The organism is Kitasatospora sp. NPDC094028, assembly GCF_049543595.1.
GTDB lineage: Bacteria > Actinomycetota > Actinomycetes > Streptomycetales > Streptomycetaceae > Kitasatospora.
Genome location: NZ_JBMVFA010000127.1, coordinates 1 through 1082, shown reverse-complemented (window position 1 = coordinate 1082; position 1082 = coordinate 1). Strand labels below are relative to the sequence as shown.

Here is a 1082-nt window from a genome sequence, read left to right as displayed (position 1 = left end):
GTGACCTTCGGGCGGCTGTCGGAGCGGGTGCCGGGCAGCGGTGGCCCGTACGTCTACGCCCGGGAGGCGTTCGGCGAGTTCGCCGGGTTTCTCACCGCCTGGTCGTACTGGATCACGGCCTGGGCCGGGAACGCGGCCATCGTGGTGGCCTGGGTCGGCTACGTCGAGGTGTTCGTCAACAAGGGCCACCACACCTGGGCCTCGATCACGATCGCCCTGGTGGGCCTGTGGCTGCCCGCGATCGTCAACCTGGCCGGCGTGCGCAGCATCGGGGCCTTCCAGGTCGTCACCACGGTGCTGAAGTTCCTGCCGCTGGCGTTCATGGCGACGGCCGGCCTGTTGTTCGTGAAGTCCGGCAACTTCGGGGCCTTCAACGCGAGCGGCGGCTCGGCGCTGGGCGCCGTCTCGGCGGCCGGCGCGATCGCCCTGTTCAGCTACATCGGCCTGGAGACCGCCTCGGTGGCGGCCGGGCGGGTCCGCGACCCGAAGCGCAACGTGCCCCGGGCGACCGTCTACGGCACCCTGGCCTGCGCGGCGATCTACCTGCTCGGCACCCTGGCGGTGTTCGGCGCCGTCCCGCACGACCGGCTCGCCGCCTCCGCCGCGCCGTTCACGGACGCGATGAACAACATCGCGGGCGGCACCTGGGCCGGGAACCTGGTCGCCCTCGCGGCGATCATCTCCGGGCTCGGGGCACTGAACGGCTGGACCATGATCTGCGCGGAGATGCCGATGGCCGCCGCACGCGACGGACTGTTCCCGGCCGCCTTCGCCGGCACCCGGGGCCGCGGCGAGGTGCCGGCCTTCGGCATCGTCTCGGCGACGGTCCTCGCGTCGGTGCTCACCGTGATCAGTTACACCCGGTTCACGAAGGTGTTCACCGAGATCGTGCTGCTGAGCGTGCTCACCGCCGTCATCCCGTACCTGGTCTCGGCCGCCGCCCAGCTGTACTGGCTGGTGCTGCACGGTCGGGAGGAGCTGGACCGGCGCCGCTTCGCGCGGGACGTCACCGTCACCGTCCTGGCGCTGGCCTTCTCGTACTGGTCGATCCAGGGCAGCGGCTACCAGACCGTCTACTACGG

Annotated in this window: 1 protein-coding gene; it reads left to right on the top strand. The window is 71.3% G+C overall.

The annotated features are described in order from the left end of the window. Nucleotides 1–1082 (top strand): amino acid permease (locus ACPC54_RS42285; protein ID WP_498973094.1); only part of this gene is annotated, 1082 nt, incomplete at both ends.